The sequence below is a fragment of the Streptomyces sp. UG1 genome, from assembly GCF_049974585.1.
Lineage (GTDB): Bacteria > Actinomycetota > Actinomycetes > Streptomycetales > Streptomycetaceae > Streptomyces.
The window spans coordinates 97,831-116,368 of sequence record NZ_JBNGGG010000021.1 but is presented as its reverse complement, the minus strand read 5'-3'; the positions used below and the strand labels follow the sequence as shown (position 1 = coordinate 116,368).

Genomic DNA, 18,538 nt, shown 5'->3' with positions numbered 1-18,538 from the left:
TCACATCTGCCGCAGGCATGGGCCGATTCGGAGCGTGGTAGGTATGTCTGCTCTGTTGCCATGATCAGGGGGACGAGCGGGGCGTGGGCTGGCGCGAAGAGATCACCACCGCGGTGGAGGCATGGCTCGGTCTGGAAGGGGGAGCGGGGAGGAGCATCTCCTGGGCGTGCGTGGGCCGGGCGGTGCGGACCGGCGAGGCCGGTGTGTTCACGGTCGACGTGCGAGGGAACGACACTGCGGCCGATCAGGTGGAGTCCCTCCGGCTCGCGGGACCCGAAGAGCCGACGGGCGACGACGGCTACGCCGTGCTGGAGGCGGCGCAGAGCGGGTCCGCGCTGACGGTGCGGGTCGCGGAGTTCGCGGAGCCGCCGGACCCACATCTGTGGGTGCTCAAGCAACCGCCGACGTTCCTCATCGAGGCCTTGCGAGACCGGTTCCGCACCCTCCAGGACGCCCCGCTCGCCGCGCTGCTCGCAGAGGGACGTCCGGGCGGGGCACCGGCCTCGGTGACCGTCCCGGCGGGCCTGCTCCCGGCCCAGCAGCAGGTGTACAAGGCCTGTCTGGGTTCGGGTGTGTGGCTGGTATGGGGGCCGCCTGGAACCGGCAAGACCATGGTGCTCACCAAGTCGATCGGCGACCTCATCGCCGCCGGCAAGCAGGTCCTCCTCGTGTCGGCCACGAACATCGCCGTGGACAACGCCCTGATGGGCGTCGTGCGGGAGCGGCGGCACCGCCCGGGGGACGTGGTCCGCGTGGGACCGCCCCACCTGCGGGAGGTCGCCGAGGACCCCGAGGTCTCTCTCCCTCTCATCGTGCGCGCCCGTCTCACCGAGGTGGACGCGAAACTCGCCTCGACGGCACGGCAGTTGGCGGAGTCGAACACCCGGGCCCGTGAACTCGAAGAGCTGGAGTCGCGCCTCGCCGGGTTCGACGCCAGGGCCTACGCCCAGGCACGCGCGAGCCTGGACGAAGCCGGTGGCAGTACCGCCGCCTTCGACGCGCACCTCGACGAGCTACGGCGTAAGGTCCGTGAGGCCGGGGCACACGCACAGCGGGCCGAAGCCGACCGGGAGGCCGCCCAGCGTGACGTCGGCCAGACGACGGACGCACGTCGGCTCTGGATGCGCATCGACGAACTGCTCGCGGAGGCCGGCCGGCTCGACGCGGCGGCCACCCGGGCGGAAGCGGCTGCCCTGTTGGTCGGTGAGGAGGCGCAAGAAGCTCGGCAGGCCCTCACCGCACTGGAGGCGGGTACGCGGCGGGCCAGGTGGCGGGCGAAGAAGCAGATGGCCGACGCCCGGACGGCTCTGGACAAGGCCGAACGCGCGTACGTCGACGCGGCCACGCGGGCGAGATCCGCGCGTGAGGTGGCCGACCGCAGGTCCGAAGAGCTCCTGGACGAGGCGGACGACCTGACCCGGACCATCCCCTGCACGCGTGAGGAAATCGAGCGGCGAGAGCGTCGCCTGAGCGAGGTGTCGGCATCCGCCGACAGGGCCCGCCGTGCGCACGAGGCCGGCGAGGCCGAGCTCCGACACGCGGAAGACATACGTCAGTCCGTGGTCGAAGCCCAGACGCTGATCGGCACTGCGATGTCGCACGGCCACCCCGACCTCCACGCACAGGCACAGCGCCTGCGCCCGGCCGTGGCCCGGGACGAGGAACGACGGCCGGTTCTGGAAAAGGAGTACAAGGCCGCTCAGGCGGAGTACGAGCGCCTCGCCCGCGACGCCCAGGGCGAGATCATCGCCGGTGCCAAACTCGTGGCCACCACCCTGGCCCGTTTCCGCACCAACAAGCACGTCTATGAGAAGCAGTACGACGTCGTCCTCGTCGACGAGGCGGGAGCGGCCACCACGCCCGAGGTGATTCTCGCCGCTGCCCGAGCCCGGACGACCGCCGTCCTCCTCGGCGACTTCATGCAGCTCGGCGCCGTCCTCTCGCCCGCGATCGAGGAGAGCGAACGCCCCGATGTGCGGCGCTGGTTGCAGCCCGACATCTTCCAGCTGTGCGGCATCGAGGACCCGGCCGCCGCCCATGCCCACCCCGGCTGCATCACTCTCGTCGAACAGAACCGCTTCGGTCGTACGATCATGGACCTCGCCAATGCGATCGCCTACGACGGCACGCTGCAGGCCGGGCAGTTGGTGCGCTCGCGCGGCGACGGCGAACCGGAGATCGTCCTCGTCGACACCGACGGTCTCGGTGAGATCGCCGTGCCCCAGCGGATGTCGGCATCGAGCGGCTGGTGGCCGGCCGGCGCCCTGCTGGCCAGGGCCCTGGTGGAACTGCATCGCGATGACGGGGAGGCGGCGGGAGTCGTGACGCCGTACCGCTATCAGGAGGCCGCGACGCTGGAGGCCCTGCGCGACGTGGAAGGCGTCGAGGGCCGCAGCGGTGTGCCGCTCGCGGAGGTCGGCACGGCGCATCGCTTCCAGGGCCGGGAGTTCCCCGTCGTCGTCTTCGACACGGTCGAGTCGCAGGCGGGCCGGGCCATGTGGATGGGCCAGGCCTCGCGCTCGGAGAACGCCGGACGCTGGCAGCGCAAGGGCGTGCGGCTGCTGAACGTGGCGGTCACCCGCGTTCAGCACCGCCTCTACATCGTCGGCAGCCGTGAACGCATCATGGAGTGCGGACGCCGCCCGGAGCTCGCCCTGGGCGCCGTTGCCGGAATGCTGGACGGGAAGCGTCTGCGCACCGTCCGGGCGACAGCACTCCTCGCTCCGCACTCGGCCACCGGTGCGGCGGACCTGCTCGGCCCGTTCGGCTCCCGCCTGGCCGACGTGCTCTCCCGGCACGTGGAGATCACGGAGGTTGACGACGAACGTGACTTCTACGAGACCTTCGTACGAGTGCTGGGCGCGGCCCGGTCCTCGGTCTGGCTGTGGGCCCCGTGGGTGAAGAAGCGCGTCCGTCGCCTGCTGCCCGTCCTGTACGCGGCGAGACAACGCGGAGTTCGCGTCACCGTGTTCGTGCGGGATCCGTACGACGACCTGCAGAGCAAGAGCCCGGAACTGGTCGACGAGCTCAAAGAGGTCGCCCACACGGTCGTCCGCATGCACATGATGCACCAGAAGATCGTCGTCGTGGACGAGCGCACGGTGATGATCGGCAGTCTCAACGCGCTGTCCCAGAGCTGGACCCGGGAAATCATGATCACGATGAACGGGAGCCACTTCGCCCGCAAGATCCTGGAACAGGAGCACGCGGACGAGTTCTCCCGGCCGCCCACCTGCCCTGCCTGCCACCGCGACGACGTGGAGATCCGGCGCGGCCGGCCGGGCCAGTGGTACTGGCGCTGCTACAACCGCGACTGCCCGCACGGGACGGGGAACCGGGCGTGGAAACGGGACATCGTCGTGGGGCGACGTGGCAGGAGGGGCAATAGCTGCTCTTGATCCACTTCAACTCGAAGCCGTGACCGACCGAGGGCTTCATGCCTTGGTGCCCTCCTTCAGCCGCAGTAGGTGGAAGGGCCCGCCAAGACCGGCGTTGTCCTCGCGATCCATGGGGAGTACCCGGATCTCCACGTTCCGCATCTGTCCGATTTCCAACAGCCGTTCGAGCTGTCGGCGGATCTGCTGGCGGCCGCGGGGCTGGCGAGCGTCGCCGTTGTCTGCCCGCCGCTCCGAGACGCCCTGCACGAGCCAAGGAGCTTCTCGTCGGCGGCTCGACCCCCGACAACCGGGCCCACTGTTCCGACCGCTCGGCCGTCACCGCGGGATCACGGCCGGAAGGGTGAGAGACGACCAGGACCGGCGGATGAACCAGGCACGACACGACATGGCCGCGCTGGAGGACAGCAGACAGGGGCGCACACGGGACCGGCGGTCTGTGTACGAGCGGTACCAAGAGGCGACGGGGGGGACACTGACGAGGACGCCGACCGGATTGCCTCGCCCTTCGACCCCGAGCACATCGACATCGAGACCCGTTGGCAACGCCTGTTGGGCCTCCGTAACAGATCTCCGGTCCACAGCGTCTACCCGACCCGTCAGCCTTCCCGAGATCGTCCTCGCCCGGGCGGCCACGGGCCGCCAGATCCGGGAACCCGCACCGAAGCCCAGCTGAGCGACCAGGACCCGCGCTGAGTCGTGCCCTGCCCCCGCTACTGCCGATACCCGCTCAAGAACCGCCCGATCCGCCCGATCGCCGCCTCCAGGTCCTCCGCGTACGGCAGCGTCAGGATCCGGAAGTGGTCGGGGGTCGGCCAGTTGAAGCCCGTGCCCTGGACGACCTGGATCTTCTCCCGCAGCAGCAGGTCCAGGACGAACTTCTCGTCGTCGTGGATCTTGTGGACCTTGGGGTCGATGCGCGGGAACGCGTACAGCGCGCCCTTCGGCTTCACACAGGACACGCCCGGGATCTCGTTGAGCTTCTCCCAGGCGACGTTGCGCTGTTCGTGCAGGCGGCCGCCGGTGGTGGTCAGCTCCCGGATCGACTGGCGGCCGCCGAGCGCCGCCTGGATGGCGTACTGGGCGGGCGCGTTGGCGCACAGCCGCATGGAGGCCAGCATCGTCAGGCCCTCCAGATAGTCCTTCGCGTGCTGCCTCGGGCCGGTGACCACCAGCCAGCCGGAGCGGAAGCCCGCCACCCGGTACGTCTTCGACAGCCCGCAGAAGGTGAGGACCACCAGGTCGGGGGCGAGGGTCGCGACCGAGTGGTGCACGGCGTCGTCGTAGAGGATCTGGTCGTAGATCTCGTCGGCGAAGACCATCAGGCCGTGCCGGCGGGCGAGGTCGAGGATGCCCTCGAGGATCTCCTTGGGGTAGACCGCGCCGGTGGGGTTGTTGGGGTTGATGATGACCACGGCCCGGGTGCGGTCGGTGATCTTCGACGCCATGTCGTCCAGGTCCGGGTACCAGTCGGCCTGCTCGTCGCAGAGGTAGTGGACCGCCTTGCCGCCGGCGAGGGTCGTCACGGCCGTCCACAGGGGGAAGTCCGGGGCGGGGATGAGGATTTCGTCGCCGTCCTCGACCAGGGCCTGTACGGCCATGGAGACCAGCTCGGACACGCCGTTGCCGAGGAAGACGTCGTCGACGCCGACCTCCAGGCCGAGCGTCTGGTAGCGCTGGGCAACGGCCCGGCGGGCGGAGAGGATGCCGCGCGAGTCGGTGTAGCCGTGTGCCTGGGGCAGCATCCGGATCATGTCCTGGAGGATCTCCTCCGGCGCCTCGAAACCGAAGAGCGCGGGGTTGCCGGTGTTCAGGCGCAGCACACTGTGGCCCGCCTCCTCCAGCGCGTTCGCGTGTTCGATCACCGGGCCGCGGATCTCGTAGCAGACCTCGCTCAGCTTGCTCGACTGCCGGAACTCCATGCGCGCTCGCTCCTCCGGTTTCGTGTGATGCTTGGTTTTACCAAGTTCGAGCTTGGAAAGTCCAACAACACGTCTAGACTGCGTCGCATGTCACCTCGCCGAAGCTACGACCAGTACTGTTCCGCCGCCCGCGCGCTCGACGTCGTCGGCGACCGCTGGACCCTGCTGATCGTCCGGGAGCTGCTGGCCGGCCCGCGGCGCTACACCGACCTGCACGCCGACCTGCCCGGCGTCAGCACGGATGTGCTCGCCTCCCGGCTGAAGGACATGGAGCGGGACGGCATCGGCACGCGGCGCAGGCTGCCGCCGCCCGGCGCGGCGTACGTCTACGAACTCACGCCGCGCGGGCGCGGGTTGCTGCCCGTGCTCCAGGCGCTGGGGGAGTGGGGACAGGCCGAGCTCGGCGAGCGGCGGCCCACCGACGCGGTGCGCGCGCACTGGTTCGCGCTGCCGCTGCTGCGCGCGCTGGAGGGGGAGGGGCTGGTCGAAGTCCGGCTGGAGGAAGGGGACTTCCACCTCTACGTCGGCGCCGAGGACGGGCCGGTCTACGGGGACGGGCCCGCTCCCGGGGAGCCCGATGCGCGGCTGGTCCTCGACTCCGGGACGGGCGAGGCGGTGGCGCGCGGGGAGCTGAGCGTGGCGGATGCCGTACGGGACGGCCGTATCGAGGTCAGCGGGGACGGAACCCTGGCCAAGGTGCTGCGCGAGGGGTGACCACGCCACGGCGAAGGGGCCCGCCGTCCTGGAGAACGGCGGGCCCCTTTTGATGTTCCGTCAGGCTTGATGTTTTCCGTCAGGCTGTCGGCGGCACCCGGGACGGCCGTCCCGGCCCGCGCGTCAGCGCGTACCCGCCGATGCCGGCGAGCGCGGCCAGCACGCCGCCGATCGCCGTCCACACCCACCGGTCGGACCACCAGCCGGAGGCCCAGCCGTCCTCGGGCTCGATGCTGGACAGCACCGCCGAGGCCTGCGAACCCTCCTCGTCCTGCTTCGGCTTGACCGCGACACCCGGCACCAGCGGCTCGGCCAGCGAGCCGTCGACCGCCGCCGAACCGCCGATGTCCTTCGAGTCGACGCGCACCGATGTGTCCACCGGCAGACCGAGGTCGGAGGCGGGCACGGCCACGGCCGTCAGCCGGATGTAGTACGTGCCCGGCAGCGGATCATTGGCCCATTGCTCCGACCAGGCGCGGACGGTGCGCAGCACGCAGCTCAGCTCCACGGAGGCGGCGCCCGCCGCGACGGTGCGCGTCTGGGCCCCGTACTGGCAGGACTGGCGGCGCCGCAGGCCGTCGTATACATCGATCTGCCAGGTCTCGGCGGCATGCGTGTCCGGCAGCTTCACCGTCGCCTTCACGGTGGGTCGTTGGCCGGCGTCCGCGGGGAACGACCAGTACAGGTAGTCGCCCGTGGAGGCGCCCGCGGTGGCTGTCTGCCCCTGCTCGACCTCGGTCGCCGTACGGAAGGAGGTGCCCGCCTCGGTCGGCGCGCCGCCCTCCTCAGACGCGCTCGGCGACGGCGAGGAGTCGGCCACCGCCGGGGCGGCCGCCAGTCCGAACATGAGCAGGGAAGCGCTCAACACACGTGTGATCCACATCAGTTGGTCCTCCAGACCGCGACCCGCCAGCGCGACAGCCAGCCCCAGACGAGACCGGCGAGGAAGCCGGTGAGGATCAGCGCGCCGAGCAGCCACCAGCCGCGCCCGAGGCCGAACGCGGCCACGTCACTCGATCCGCCGGGCCCGTCCACGACGTCGATCGTTATCTCCAGCGGCAGCCCGGGGGTGGTCTTGACGCCACCGGCCGGTGCGAAGGAGTGGGTGACCTGCAGACAGACCGTCTCGGGCGCGGTCTCCCCGTCCGCGTCCTCCGACTCGGCCTTCGGATAGCGCAGGCCCGTCGAGACCACATCGGTACGGCCGTTGCCCGCCGCCTCGCCGCGCACGATCTCCCGGCCGCGCTCGGTCACCGCGCGCAGCAGCACCCCGTACGACGGGCTCACCGCGCGGTCGGCCGCGACGCTCACCGAGGCGCGCAGCTCCCGGCCGTCGGGCACCTGCACGCGGTACCAGCGCTGCTGTCCGAACTCCTCCCGGTCCGTGTACAGGCCGGACTCCAGCGTGGGCGCCTTCGCGCACCGGTCGGCGCCCGTCGTCGCGACCGGCGTCACCACCGGATCGGCCGCCCGGTCCACCAACTGGTTGACCTTGTCGGCGAGTTCGTCGGTGTGCTGGACCGAGGTGAACGTGCCGCCGGTCGCCTCGGCGATGCAACTGAGCTGCCGGCGCAGCTTGGTGTTCGGGACCAGGCCCAGCGTGTCGATGGTCAGGCCGATGCCCTTGGCGGCTATCTCCCGGGCCACCTCGCACGGGTCGAGCGGGGCGCAGGTGTCCTCGCCGTCGCTGATCAGCACGATGCGCTTGGAGCCCTCGCCGCCGTCCAGGTCGTCGGCCGCCTTCAGCAGCGCGGGGCCGATCGGCGTCCAGCCGGTGGGCGCCAGGGTCGCCACCGCCGCCTTCGCCTCGGTGCGGTCCAGCGGGCCGACCGGGTAGAGCTGCGCGGTGTCCTTGCAGCCCGTTTTGCGGTCGTCGCCCGGGTAGTTGGCGCCCAGCGTGCGGATGCCGAGCTGGACCTCCTCCGGTGTCGCGTCCAGCACCTCGTTGAAGGCCTGTTTCGCCGCGGCCATCCGCGACTGGCCGTCGATGTCCTTCGCCCGCATCGAGCCGCTGACGTCGATCACGAGATCGACCTTCGCAGCGGTGGCGGTGGTCTCGTCGGCGCTCGCTCCGGCCGGGAAGACCAACCCGGCCGTGAGCGCGGCGAGCAGGGCACAGACCCCGGCCGCCAGCCGTTGTGTTCTGATCATCGGCGGATCTTATTGATCAGAGGTGCCCCGCTCCAAAACGAGCCGGAACACCCGCTGGGCGATCCGTCAGAACACCTCGGTGACCAGCGGATTGGGCAACTCGGCCCACTGGTCCCCGGGCGTCCCCGGCGACAGCCGCATCAGCGACAGCGCCTTCGTCGGCAGCGGCTCCCGGCGCAGCGCGGCCAGATCCACGGTGCCCGGCAGCTCCCGTACGACCGCCTCCAGCGCCCCGCGCAACGCCGTACCCGAGCCCGCCGTACCCGCGAGCGCGCCGGCCACCAGCGAGCCGAACAGCTTGCGGCGCAGGACCGTCACCTCGTCCGTGACGACCCGGCCGGTCAGCTCCGGCAGCGGGACGCCGTGCCGGGCCAGCCGCGCCGGACTCACCCGGACGTCGGCGAGGTCGCGGTAGACCAGCCGCACCGGGGAGCCGTCGGCCGACAGCACCACGAGCAGGTTCTGGCCGTGCGCCTCCAGCGCCACGCCCAGCTCCAGCAGCCGCAGCCCCACGGTGAGCGCGAGCCGTGCGAAGTCGGCCAGCCACGCCGGGGACCGGGGCAGCCCGGTGGTGGCCAGCGCGGCCACCGGCACGACCCGCTCGCCGGGCCCCGCGTACGCCCACGGCGACTGGCGCACCACCGCCGCCAGATCCGGGGAGTTCGCCGTCGCGGCGCCCAGCGTGCGCGTGACGTGCAGCAGCCCGTCCATGCGGGCCGCCAGCGTCTCCGCGAAGTCCGACAGCGTGGCCGACAGGCCGATCGAGTACGTCGAGATGTCCCGCACCGAGGACGTCAGCCGGGCGCTCAACGCCGTCTTGACGTGGGGTCCTTCGGGCACGGCGAGCGTGCGCAGGGACATCAGCGGATGCGCGGCGAGCCCGCCGGCGTGGGGATCGCGGGGGCGCTTGAGCACATGCTCGGCCTGCCACGGGTGCACCGGGATCAACAGCCGCGGCCCGTCCCGCATCCCCTCCGGCCACGCACCCGTCAGCAGGCACTCGTCCGACCGCACCGGCACCAGCCCCAGCGTCACCACCGGCCGGTGCTCGGGCCCGTACGCCAACTGCTCGGCGACCGAGAACCCCGGCCGGGAACGGCAGTTGGGGTGGAACGGATGCCCGTCCACCACCCGCTGCTCCCACTCCCAGTCACGCCCCGGCCACTCCTTCGAGTGACCCGCCTGCCCGGCCCGCGACAGCGCCAACGAGGCGACACTGTGGCCGAGTTCGGCGGCGAAGGAGGTGCCGTGCGGTACGGCGAGCGCGGTCATCAGCCGGGCCGGATCGTCGTACGGCGTCCCGTCGAGGCGTACGGCGGTGACGTATGCGGCGGTGGCGTACGGATCGGCGCGCGGGCCGCGCAGCCGGCGGCCGTCCGAAAGGCGCAGGGTCAGGCCCTCCCGGGCGGGCTCGCGGCGGGCCACCCAGGGCAGCGGCTCATGGGCGAGCGCACGCCACAGCCGGGTCAGCACGGCCGCGCGGGCCCCGGGGAGCTCGGCCGCGTACCGCGACGCGAGCCCGGGGCGGACATCGGCCAGTTCTGCGGCGACCTCGGCCTCGGCGCTGGGGAGACGGTGCACGGGCGGGCTCCTCGGGTACGAGTAGGGCGTCGGGCAGGCACCGACGACAGACATACTGATCGTCTTCCCACCGCAACGGACCGTAGAGAACGAGTGGATCGCGTGCACCTCAACCCTCCGCCCGCGGCGGACGCCGCCGAACGCGCCGACGCCCGCGCGATCGCGCCCCTGCTCAACTGCCTGCTGCGCGAGGTGGCCGAGCTGGAGGGTGGGTCCGGGGCGCGCGGTGGGTCCGGGTCGCAGGGTGGGTCCGGGGCGCATGGTGGAGCCGGGCCACGCGGTGGTTCCGGGGCGCAGGGTGGCTCCGCGGCGCCGGGTGGGTCTGGACCGGACGGTGAGTCTGGACCGGACGGAGGGGCGGGACCGCACGGAGGGGCCGGACCGGACGGAGGGGCCGGTCCGCACGGAGGGGCCGGTCCACGCGCGGGGTCCGGCGAGCGGCGGGTGTACCGGCTGCCCGGCACGGGCCGGCTGCTGCGCGTCCGCGGCGGGCGGCGGCCCGCCGAACCCGAGGTGCGGGTGTCCGGCGCCTGGCAGCGCATCGGGCATACCGAGCTGGTCAAGCTGGTCGCCGACGAGCTGCGCCGACACACCGGTCTGTCCAACCACGAGCTGCCCGCCGAGATGATCGACAGCCGGGACGCGGTGGCCGCGCTGCTCACGGCACGCGCGCGTGCGACGCCGCCGGACGACCTCTACCTGCGCTCCGAGCAGTCCCTCCTGACCGGCCACCCCTACCACCCCGCCCCCAAGGCACGCGGCGGCGGCCCGGTCGCCGCCTGGCTGCCGTACGCCCCCGAGGCGCACGCCCGCTTCCCGCTGACGCTGCTCGGCGTGCGCGAGGACACGGTCGTCGAGGAGGGCGACACCGCCGCCCTGGACGCCCTCGGCGAGGCCCCGCCCGGCTACCGGCTGCTGCCCGCGCACCCCTGGCAGCTCGACCTCGTCGATCTCACGCCGGCCTACGCCGACGGCCGGCTGATCCGGCTGGGCACGACCGGCTTCGACACCTGGCCCACGGCCGCGATCCGCACCGTGTACGCCCCTGGCCACGACCTGTTCCTCAAGTTCAGCCTGGACGTGCGCATCACCAACGACATCCGCCGGCTGTGGCGCCACGACCTGCTGAAACTGCGCCGCACCGACCAGGCGACGGCCACCGCCTTCGCCGCGCTGGACGGCCCCGCCGCCTGGCTCGGCGACCGCGGCTACCGCACCGCCGGCTTCGCCTTCGAAGAACTCGCGGTCCTGGTCCGCGACGGGCTGCGAGGCAGCGTGCTGCCGGGCGCGACGCCGCTGCTCGCCGCCGGGCTCGTCGAGGGCTTCGACGGCAGCCCGCTCGACGGCGCCCGGGACCCGGCGGCCTGGTGGGAGGCGTATCTGGCCCAGGTCGTCCCGCCCGCCCTCGCGGCCTTCGCCGACCACGGCGTCGTACTGGAGGCGCATCTGCAGAACACGCTGGTCGCCGTCGACACCGACGGCATGCCGGTGCAGGCCCTGTTCCGGGACGCCGAAGGCGTGAAGCTGCTGCCGGAGGTGTCGCGGGCGGCGGGCTGGGAGCGGCTGGTGTACTGCCTGGTCGTCAACCACCTCGTCGAGATCGCCGGCGCGCTGGCCGAACGCCACCCGCCCCTGGACCCCTGGCCCGCCCTACGCCGGGAACTCGCCCGCCACGACCTCCCCGAGATCGCCGGCCTGCTCACCGCGCCCACCCTGCCCGGCAAGACCAACCTGCTCCTGCGCTGGACGAACGCCGACGGCGCCGACGCCCGCTACCGCCCGCTGAAGAACCCGCTGGCCAGTACATGATCTGAATCACCCTGGCCGGTGTGCTGCGCGAAGTGCCCGCCGTCCGATACGTGACCCCGCTGCGGTCCGGCGGCTCCGTGCCGCTCGATCCTCCCCAGATTCTCCCCGGGAGCGTCGTCGCGGGCGACGGTGATGAGCGCAATCACCGTTGCTCCAGGCACGCTGAGTGACTTCGGTTTGGCGCGCGCCGTTGCGCTCCTGGTGGTCGATCGCCTGCCCTGCTGGGCTCAGTGAGGGGTGAAGACCTTGGAGACGAACTCGGCGATCTGCTCGTCGGAGACATTCCGGGCGAGGTCGGACTCGCTGATCATGCCGACCAGCCTCTTGTCGTTCTTCACGTCGATCACGGGAAGCCGTTTGACCCGGTTCTGTTCCATCGTGTCGAGAACCTCGAGGACGTCGGCATCGGCGTCGATCCACTTCGGGGCGCCCTCGGCCAGTTCTCCCGCGGTGACCTTGGACGGGTCGTGCCCGGAGGCGACGCACTTGAGCACGATGTCGCGATCGGTGATCATGCCGGTGAGCATGTCACCCTCGCCACAGATGGGCAGCACGCCTACGTCGAGTTCGCGCATCCGCTGCGCCGCCCGGTCCAGGGTCTCGTGGGCAGGGATGCATTCCACGCCCGTGTGCATGATGTCCCGCGCCTTCATCGCAGTCCTCCTCCTTCGAACTGACCGGACCGCCCGAGCCGGGCGGCACCCTTGATCCGCAGCATTGCTCCCACCACGCGCGATGCGGCGAAACGGCACACCCGCCATATGGCTTCGTCCGGCGCTTCCAGGGCCGCGAGGGCCGAGGCGCGGCTGGGGGCGAGCTCACACGCGACACCATGTCGATCAGCTCGCCTGCTCGGTCGGGCTGCTAGCCCGCGGCTGTGATCCCCGGGCGGAATCCCCCCGTCGGCCATGTGGGGGATTCACGCTGGTCGTTGCGTGGCCCCACGACGTGATCCGCCGCATGTGATCTCCCGGTGGGCAGGCGCCGGGGCCGCGGGCGAGGCAGCGGCCGGGGCTGCTCCGCCCAGATGGTCTTTCCCGTCGGCGTGTGACGGGTGCCCCAGCGCTCGGCGAGCTGGCCGACCAGGAACAGGCCACGGCCGCCCTCGTCGAGGGCACGGGCGCGGCGCGGATGTGGAGCGGTGCTGCTGGCGTCGGAGACCTCGCAGATCAGAGCAGTGTTGCGGATGAGCCGCAGATGGATGGGGGCTCGGGCGTGCCGGATGGCGTTGGTGACCAGCTCGCTGACGATCAGCTCGGTGGTCGGGGCGATGTCCTGCAGCCCCCAGGCGGTGAGCTGGTCGGCGGCCCGCCGGCGCGCGTCGGCGACGATGACGGGCGCCGCGGGCAGGTCCCAGGTGGCCACGTGGGAGGGGCCCAGGGCGTGGGTGCGGGCCACGAGCAGGGCGACGTCGTCGTCCGGGTGCTCGGGCAGGAGTGCGCTGATGAGGTTGTCGCAGGTGGCTTCCAGCGAGGGGGTGGGGACGGTCAGGGCGTGCAGGAGTTCCTGCATTCCGGTATCGATGTCCCGGTCATGGGCTTCGATCAGTCCGTCCGTGTACAGCACGAGCAGGCTGCCTTTGGGCAGGCGGACGTCGGTGGCCTCGAACGGAAGGCCACCCACCCCGAGTGGGGGACCTGGGACAACGGGGAGGAATTCGACGGAGCCGTCCGGCATGACGGCGACCGGGGCGGGGTGACCGGCGCTGGCCAGGGTGCAGTGGCGCGACACCGGGTCATAGACCGCATACAGGCACGTCGCGCCGACCTCCCCGGCGGATTCGATGCCCTCTTCGATCTCTTCGAGGATCAGGTCGTCGAGCTGGGTCAGCAGTTCATCGGGAGGAAGGTCGACATCGGCCAGGGTGCGCATCGCGCTGCGCAGCTGGCCCATGGTGGCGGAGGCGTTGATGCCGTGGCCGACGACGTCGCCGACGACCAGAGCCACCCGGGCGCCGGAGAGCGGGATGACATCGAACCAGTCGCCGCCCACACCGGCCTGCGGATCGGCCGGCAGGTAGCGCATCGCCGTCTCCACGGCCGGCTGCGCGGGCCGGTGATACAGAAGCAAACGGCGCTGCAGGGCCAGATCCGCACCGTCGGCCTCCTGCCGTACGGCGTGAACGAACCACACGACGTGGTCATCGGCACCCACCAGCGGGTAGGCCCGCACATCGGCCTCCACCCGATGGCCGTCCCGAGCGCGCAGCACGATCCGCCCGGTCCACGCCTCCTGCTGTGACAGGCTCCGCCAGGCCGACTTCGGAAGACGAGCGGCAAGAAGATCAAACGCCGGACGCCCGATCACCTCACCCGGCACATATCCGAGAAGCAGTCGGGCACCCCGGCTCCACGCCGCCACGACGCCTTGCGCGTCCACTGCGGCCGCCGCGTTCTCCACCGCCAAGGGGTTGCCGTACATACGTTCCACCCACCCCTTCCATTGTGCTCCCGAACGCGACTCATCCAGGCACGCCCATCGTGATCTCGTCGACGCCGGGCTCCGATCAGGTCGTACGACAAGCCGTCGAAACCGTCCGTGTATCCGAAGCTTCGACCACGTCGTGACGCATGATTGCCCCGGCTGTCCTGTGGCGGCCGGCCGACGCACACGGCACGAGAGTGGAGGTCGCGGTGACGGAGCATCCAGTGATCGGCTATCTCGTCTGGGCGGTGCTGTTCGGCGCCCTGTTCGCCTGGGAGGGCCTGGCCCTCGTCCGGACAGGCGACGGCTTCCCCACCCTCAGCGATGCCCTGCGCGCGGTGATGCGCTACCCGTTCGGGCGATGGGCCCTGTTCGCGCTGTGGCTGTGGTTCGGCTGGCACACCTTCGTCCGCGGCTGGCACTTCCTGCTCCGGGACGCATCATGACGGCGTTCCGTCGGACCTAGGCCCTGCCGTGCTCCCCCTGCCTCTGAACATCGGGATCATGCTGACCGGCTATCTGCTGGTCATGGGGTACCTCGCCGTTGGCCTGCGGCTCCTTCACCGACAGCGCCCCGGACCGGGCAAGGCGGCCGACAAGCCGGAGCGCCTACTCGCGAAACAACTCGCGCCCAGCGCGCCAGGACCAGGGTGGCCCGGCCTGATCCGCCAGGTGCTCGGCACCGCCCTCGGGGGATACGTGCTGCTGATGGCCGTGGTGGTCGGCTACTACCACGGGGTGGCGCGCGTGGCGGGCCGCTTTCTGACAAGCGCGTTCACCGGCTCCGCGCTGCTGGTGGCGATCGCCCTGCCCGTGTTCTTCACCGTGTCATGGCTCACCGAGCGACACCGGCGTAAGCGCGCTTCAGAATGACGCGTAAATGACGCGTATCGGGGCGGCGACGGCGCGGTGGCGCTGCCGTGGCCTGCGCGAGAGGCTGGGAGAAAGGCGCTGGGTCGTTACCCGCGCCAGTACGTCACGACGACTTCTCGTCACCGATCGGCCATGTCGAGGGTTGATCGCCGATCCTGGGAGTGAACGACGTAATGACGGCGCTGGTGACCGGGGCGACAGGGAATGTCGGTTCGAGGGTCGTCACGGAGCTGCGCGATCTCGGCGTTCGCGTGCGCGCTTTCGTCAGGGATCCGGGCCGGGCGGCCGCCCTGCTCGGCGGTGAGACCGAGCTGGCCGTGGGGGATTTCGGTGAGCCGTCGACGATCCGGCGCGCACTCGAAGACGTCGACCGGGTGATCCTGATCTGCCCGAACGACCCGCGGCAGGTCGAGTACGGGACGGGGGCGATCGACGCGTCGGCGGCCGCGGGGGTGGCGCAGGTGGTCTTCCTGTCGACGGTCGGGGCGCAGGTCGGTTCGCCGCTGGTCTTCTTCGACCAGCACGCCCGGATCGAGGAGCATCTGCGTGGCTCGGGGATCCCGGGAGTGGCGCTGCGGGCCGGCCACCTGATGTCGAACCTCATCGGTTCGGCCGCGACCATCGCACAGACCGGTCGCTTTTTCCTTCCGGCCGGGGACGCCCCGATCGCGATGGTCGATCCGCGCGACGTCGCCTCGAGCGCCGCCGTGGTGGCGACCACCGCAGGGCACACCGGCCGTACGTACGAGCTCACCGGCCCGGAGGCGATCAGCTACGCCGATGTCGCGCGGCGCCTGTCGGGCGTCCTGGGCCGATCCGTGGAGTACGTGGACGTACCGGACGAGGTGGCCCTTGCCGGGCTGGCCCAGGCGGGCCTGCCCCTCTGGCTGGCGGAGCAGGTGGTTGCCGTCTTCGGCGCGTTGCGGGCGGGAGTGAACGCGTCCACCACCGGCACCGTACGGGAGCTGACCGGCCGTGAGCCGCGTCGATTCGAGGAGTTCGCGCGGTCGGTGGCGCCGCTGCTGCTCGGCGGGCAGCGCGACTGACACGGTGCGGCGGGTGCGCGAGCGCGGCACGATCGCCCGGGCGGCGCCGAGCCGTGCTGAACCCTGTGGACCTTTCCGGTCACCGCACCAGTCAAGTCGATGTGGCCGCCCACGGGCCGCGGTACCGCCGGACCACAGGCATGGTCGCCACGCAGATCTCCACCGAAGGCCAAGAGCCGGACGACGCACCCGGGCCGCGTCCCAGGTGGAGATTGAACATCCGCCCGGGACACCGTTCGGCATGACGACGACGAACGGGTTCGATCACGAGGTTTACCGCCGGCCGGGCAGGGCTACCCGAGAGGCATTCTGAGCAGCAGCTGATGCCGTACACGGTGGCAAGCGGAGGTGTCAGCGATGGGTGACGCTGAACTTTCCCGCCGCGAGGAACGGACTCTCGCGGAGATCGAAGCCGCGCTGAAGAGGGACGACGAGGTATTGGACCGCAGCCTGCGCACCATGCACCTCACTGCTCGGCACCGCCGCCTCTGGGAGGAGATCCGCCGACCGCGCGGCTTGCTCGTGCTCGCCGTGTTCTCTCTGTGCCTGCTCATCGCCGCACCGGCGGCATTGGGGGCCACCGTCATCTGGCCCTTCGCGACTGCCTGGCTCGTAACGCTGCTGATCGGCTTCAGCCTGCTGCGAAGGCGGACGAACCGTCCGCGGGGCTGACCGGTCCGGTCGTGGGCGAGCGGACCCGATGCTGCCTGGTGACCATCGTGCCCGGCCGATGAGGCTGCCGCCCCAGTTGTGCCTCTTCGACAAGCACACAGGGTTTTCGACCGGCTGTCCGTCAAGCGGACCGCGCGGGTATGGGGAGTCGGGAATGGAGCAATGGTGGTGATCAGTGACAGCACCGCCGGCGTCGTACTGGTCGGAGTCGATGCCTCACAGCAGGCCCGGCCGGCGGCGGACTGGGCGGCAGCCGAGGCCGAACGGCACGGATGGGATCTGAAGCTCCTGCACGTGGTGGATGTCGGCGCGCTCAGGCTGCTGGGCGCCGGCGGCCTGACCGAGGCCGCCGATCAAGCCGTCAAGGAGGCCGACACCATGCTCCACAACGCCGTGCACCAATTGGCGCAGCAGCGTCCCAGCATGGTGGTGAACGCCACCGTGGTCCAAGGTTCGCCGGCCGCGGCGATACTGGACGCGGCCGAGGACGCCGCGATCGTGGTGCTCGGCACCCGCGGGCACGGCGGCTTCGCGGGCCTGCTGCTGGGCTCCGTCAGCCGAAGAGTGGCAGCCCATGCGACCCGTTCGGTCGTGGTGGTACGAAGCGCTGTCGGCGGACCGTTCCAGGGGCCGATCGTGGTCGGCGTGCGCGACGAGCGGGACACCGGCGCCGTACGGTTCGCCCTGGGCGAGGCGGATGTCCACAACGTGCCGGTGCGCCTGATCCACGCCTGGACGCCGACCCTCCACCCCGGCGTCCTCGCGCCCCAGATCGACATGGCCGAGGAGCAGCGCCTGCACGCACAAGTGCTGAACCACGCGGCCCGGCCGATCGCGGAGTATCCCCGAGTGCACGTGGACACGGAAGTGATCAGCGGCCGAGCGGCGGCCGCGCTCGTGGATGCCTCGTCCGGCGCCGGCTTGCTCGTGGTGCCGCGCCACCCCCCTGCCGAACGTCTGGGACTGCGCCTGGGCTCCGTCGTGCACGCGGTGCTGCACCACGCACACTGCCCGGTCGCCGTCGTACCGGTCACCTGACGGCCCGCTCGGGCCATGCCAACCCGACCCGATGCAGCCACACGGCCCCGCACCGGCAAACCGGGCCGGGTCAAAGGCTCGCCGGCCCGGTTTGCCGGTGACGCCTCCCCAGCCGGTCTCCGCGGCCGACGAACCCACGGCCGCCGTCGGCTCCAGGGGCTCTAGGTGTATTGATCACGCCAGCGGCTTCGTCGCGGTAGCCGCACGCCTTCGTGACCGCGGCCCGCACAAGAGCGTTCCGCTTGCCACCGGAAGGTGTCCGGCACGTACGGACACACCGGTCACCAGGCCGGTTCGTCCGTCGGCGCGGAGCATCCAGGCCGCCTTCACCGGCCTGGGTCTGGCCATGATGCTGAGCGGGGCGGTGCGCCGCCGTCGCAGGAGCCTGCAGAGGTAAGGACATCCGGGCCTGGGCAACGGGAGGCACGGAGACGCGACGGTGCGGGCGCGTGCTGATCGACGCCGACGACACGTCGCCCGGCCGCACAGCGGCGAGGACACCCAGCCATACCCGCTCGCAGGGCGTCGTGTACGACAGCGCGGCCGCCATCGCTGCCTCGGAGGTGAACACCGGAACGAACGGGCCCTCCCTTCGGCGCCGGACGACGGGCACGGGAACCGCGGCACCGGGCTGCCACTGGCTGGGCTCGTCCGCCTGTGGCACCAGCACCTCACCCTCGGCGAGGGCGTGCACCCCGGCGGGGACTGGTGCGTGGCGGTCATCGGCCAGGGCGTCGGGGTCGCCCACGTCGATGACCATGCCGAGGTCGTCCGTCGGCCAGTAGGCCGCGAGCAGCGCCATCGGCACCCGTCGGTAGCCGGTGATGCGCGGCAGGGTGCGGGCCATCCGCAGCTCCGACGTGAACACGGCACCTGCGGTTTAGCGCCGGATCCTCGATCACCGGCAGCGTCA

14 protein-coding genes and 3 pseudogenes are annotated in these 18,538 nt (G+C 71.4%); 8 read left to right on the top strand and 9 right to left on the bottom strand.

Annotated elements, in window-relative coordinates; genetic code table 11:
- The first annotated feature begins 83 nt into the window (after positions 1 to 83).
- The gene (locus tag ACP4J3_RS23675; protein WP_426537577.1) at positions 84 to 3,398 is read left to right on the top strand and encodes an AAA domain-containing protein; all 3,315 of its coding nucleotides are present in this window, start codon (positions 84 to 86) and stop codon (positions 3,396 to 3,398) included.
- Positions 3,399 to 3,443: 45 nt separating this feature from the next.
- Here ACP4J3_RS23675 and ACP4J3_RS23670 read toward each other — a convergent pair.
- Positions 3,444 to 3,590 (bottom strand): annotated as a pseudogene (locus tag ACP4J3_RS23670) (Scr1 family TA system antitoxin-like transcriptional regulator); the annotation flags it as partial.
- Positions 3,591 to 4,108: 518 nt separating this feature from the next.
- Complete coding sequence (locus ACP4J3_RS23665) at positions 4,109 to 5,317, bottom strand: pyridoxal phosphate-dependent aminotransferase (RefSeq protein WP_426537575.1); 1,209 nt, start codon at positions 5,315 to 5,317, stop codon at positions 4,109 to 4,111.
- A gap of 87 nt (positions 5,318 to 5,404) precedes the next feature.
- On the opposite strand from ACP4J3_RS23665, the gene ACP4J3_RS23660 reads away from it, so the two are divergent.
- Positions 5,405 to 6,031 carry a winged helix-turn-helix transcriptional regulator gene (locus ACP4J3_RS23660; protein ID WP_426537573.1) on the top strand — a complete coding sequence of 209 codons (627 nt, stop codon included), beginning with the start codon at positions 5,405 to 5,407 and terminating at the stop codon, positions 6,029 to 6,031.
- A gap of 79 nt (positions 6,032 to 6,110) precedes the next feature.
- Here the strand turns inward: ACP4J3_RS23660 and ACP4J3_RS23655 are convergent, their stop codons facing one another.
- From ACP4J3_RS23655 to ACP4J3_RS23645, 3 genes are all read right to left on the bottom strand, one after another.
- Positions 6,111 to 6,914 carry a hypothetical protein gene (locus tag ACP4J3_RS23655; RefSeq protein ID WP_426537571.1) on the bottom strand — a complete coding sequence of 268 codons (804 nt, stop codon included), beginning with the start codon at positions 6,912 to 6,914 and terminating at the stop codon, positions 6,111 to 6,113.
- A complete protein-coding gene (locus tag ACP4J3_RS23650; protein ID WP_426537569.1) occupies positions 6,914 to 8,182 on the bottom strand; it encodes a VWA domain-containing protein in 1,269 nt (422 codons plus the stop codon). The genes ACP4J3_RS23655 and ACP4J3_RS23650 overlap by 1 nt, the downstream gene beginning before the upstream one ends.
- 66 nt (positions 8,183 to 8,248) lie before the next feature.
- Positions 8,249 to 9,763, bottom strand: a complete 1,515-nt coding sequence (locus ACP4J3_RS23645; RefSeq protein ID WP_426537567.1) for an IucA/IucC family protein — start codon at positions 9,761 to 9,763, stop codon at positions 8,249 to 8,251.
- Positions 9,764 to 9,856: 93 nt separating this feature from the next.
- Between ACP4J3_RS23645 and ACP4J3_RS23640 the strand changes: the two genes are divergently transcribed.
- Entirely contained in the window at positions 9,857 to 11,572 is a 1,716-nt protein-coding gene (locus ACP4J3_RS23640; RefSeq protein WP_426537565.1) for an IucA/IucC family protein, read from the top strand.
- A 227-nt stretch (positions 11,573 to 11,799) separates the two neighbouring features.
- On the opposite strand, the gene ACP4J3_RS23635 is transcribed toward ACP4J3_RS23640, so the two are convergent.
- The 3 genes and pseudogenes from ACP4J3_RS23635 to ACP4J3_RS23625 all read right to left on the bottom strand — a co-directional run.
- On the bottom strand, positions 11,800 to 12,225 hold the full coding sequence (locus ACP4J3_RS23635; protein ID WP_426537563.1) for a CBS domain-containing protein: 426 nt from the start codon (positions 12,223 to 12,225) through the stop codon (positions 11,800 to 11,802).
- Between the two features lie 352 nt (positions 12,226 to 12,577).
- A pseudogene (locus ACP4J3_RS23630) lies at positions 12,578 to 13,660 on the bottom strand (SpoIIE family protein phosphatase); the annotation flags it as partial.
- Positions 13,661 to 13,702: 42 nt separating this feature from the next.
- Positions 13,703 to 13,993, bottom strand: a pseudogene (locus ACP4J3_RS23625) (PAS domain-containing protein); the annotation flags it as partial.
- Between the two features lie 212 nt (positions 13,994 to 14,205).
- Between ACP4J3_RS23625 and ACP4J3_RS23620 the strand changes: the two are divergent.
- The 5 genes from ACP4J3_RS23620 (at position 14,206) to ACP4J3_RS23600 (ending at position 17,625) form a co-directional block, all read left to right on the top strand.
- The gene (locus ACP4J3_RS23620) at positions 14,206 to 14,442 is read left to right on the top strand and encodes a DUF6186 family protein (RefSeq protein ID WP_426537561.1); all 237 of its coding nucleotides are present in this window, start codon (positions 14,206 to 14,208) and stop codon (positions 14,440 to 14,442) included.
- Between the two features lie 58 nt (positions 14,443 to 14,500).
- A complete protein-coding gene (locus tag ACP4J3_RS23615) occupies positions 14,501 to 14,869 on the top strand; it encodes a DUF6256 family protein (protein ID WP_426537559.1) in 369 nt (122 codons plus the stop codon).
- Between the two features lie 161 nt (positions 14,870 to 15,030).
- Positions 15,031 to 15,915 (top strand): SDR family oxidoreductase, encoded by an 885-nt coding sequence (locus tag ACP4J3_RS23610; protein ID WP_426537557.1) that lies wholly within the window; start codon positions 15,031 to 15,033, stop codon positions 15,913 to 15,915.
- 357 nt (positions 15,916 to 16,272) lie between these two features.
- A complete protein-coding gene (locus ACP4J3_RS23605; protein WP_426537555.1) occupies positions 16,273 to 16,587 on the top strand; it encodes a DUF3040 domain-containing protein in 315 nt (104 codons plus the stop codon).
- Positions 16,588 to 16,755: 168 nt separating this feature from the next.
- Positions 16,756 to 17,625 (top strand): universal stress protein, encoded by an 870-nt coding sequence (locus ACP4J3_RS23600; RefSeq protein ID WP_426537553.1) that lies wholly within the window; start codon positions 16,756 to 16,758, stop codon positions 17,623 to 17,625.
- Positions 17,626 to 17,695: 70 nt separating this feature from the next.
- Here ACP4J3_RS23600 and ACP4J3_RS23595 read toward each other — a convergent pair whose 3' ends face one another.
- Complete coding sequence (locus ACP4J3_RS23595; protein ID WP_426537551.1) at positions 17,696 to 18,493, bottom strand: SseB family protein; 798 nt, start codon at positions 18,491 to 18,493, stop codon at positions 17,696 to 17,698.
- Positions 18,494 to 18,538 lie beyond the last annotated feature (45 nt).